At 67.9% G+C, this 1092-nt stretch carries 2 protein-coding genes; one reads left to right on the top strand and one right to left on the bottom strand.

Features of this window, described 5'->3' with window-relative positions; translation table 11 throughout:
* The coding region (locus HUK84_RS19650) for an NADH-quinone oxidoreductase subunit B family protein (protein WP_374729393.1) at positions 1-306 on the top strand (306 nt) is incomplete at its 5' end.
* Positions 307-406: 100 nt separating this feature from the next.
* Here the strand turns inward: HUK84_RS19650 and HUK84_RS19655 are convergent.
* Positions 407-1092: CDP-alcohol phosphatidyltransferase family protein (locus HUK84_RS19655; protein WP_176641712.1), on the bottom strand; the 686-nt coding region annotated here is incomplete at its 5' end.

Here is a 1092-nt window from a genome sequence, read left to right on the forward strand (position 1 = left end):
ATCCGCTTCGTCGCCACGCCGCGCCTGGCCGACATCCTGCTGGTGACCGGCCCGCTGACCCGCGCCATGGCCCCGGTGCTCGAATCCGCCTGGCACGCCATGCCCGATCCCCGCGCCCTGGTCGCGGTCGGCGCCTGCGCGATCGACGGCGGACCGTTCGCGGAAAATTACGCGGTGCTCGGCGGGCTGCAGGACCGCACGACGATCGACCTCGCCATTCCGGGCTGCCCGCCATCCCCCGCCGCCATCATGACCGGCCTGGCCAGCCTCCTCATCCCCGCCGGGTTGCCCGCCGTACCGCGCTAGAGCATCATCCGATCAGATGGAATCATCTGATCGGATAAAGATGCTCGCCAAAACAATGATCTAGAGCCGTATCCGTGAACCAGTGTGAACGGATACGACTCTAGGCCGGCCCGCCCGCTTCCGGCGCATCGTCCTCGGCCTGCAGGTCCTGCGCCTCTTTCTTCAGCTTGTGAAAGCTGCGCCGGCTCAGCGGCAGCAGCGCCACATAGATCACCCCCGCGGCGGCCAGCGCCCCCCACGGATCGGCCACCAGGATGGCCGCATAGGCCCCGGTGCCCAGCATCAGCGGCAGCACATAGGCCGACGGCACCTTGAAATTCTTGAACGACCAGACCGGAATGGTCGACACCAGCAGAAACGCGGTGCCGCTCAGCGTCAGCGCCGGCAGCAGCGGCAGCCGCGTCATGGCATAGACCCCGTCCCAGCCCAGCTTGCGCGCCTCCAGCCCCAGGAACAGCGGAAACATCGCCAGCCCCGCCCCGGCCGGCGCCGGCACGCCGGTGAAGAAATTGCTGGCATATTTGGGCTTGTCGGTATCGTCCAGGCTGGCATTGAACCGCGCCAGGCGCAGCGCCATGCACACGGTGAACATGATGCAGGGCAGATAGCCATAGCGCCCCGCATCCCGCAGCGCCCACAGATACAGCACGAATCCCGGCGCGACGCCGAAGCACAGGAAGTCCGACAGGCTGTCGAATTCGGCGCCGAACCGGCTGGTGCCGCGCAGCAGCCGCGCGATGCGCCCATCCAGCCCGTCGATGCAGGCCGCGATCAGCAGCGCCACCG

Origin of the sequence: Nguyenibacter vanlangensis, from assembly GCF_013376155.1 — a bacterium.
GTDB lineage: Bacteria > Pseudomonadota > Alphaproteobacteria > Acetobacterales > Acetobacteraceae > Gluconacetobacter > Gluconacetobacter vanlangensis.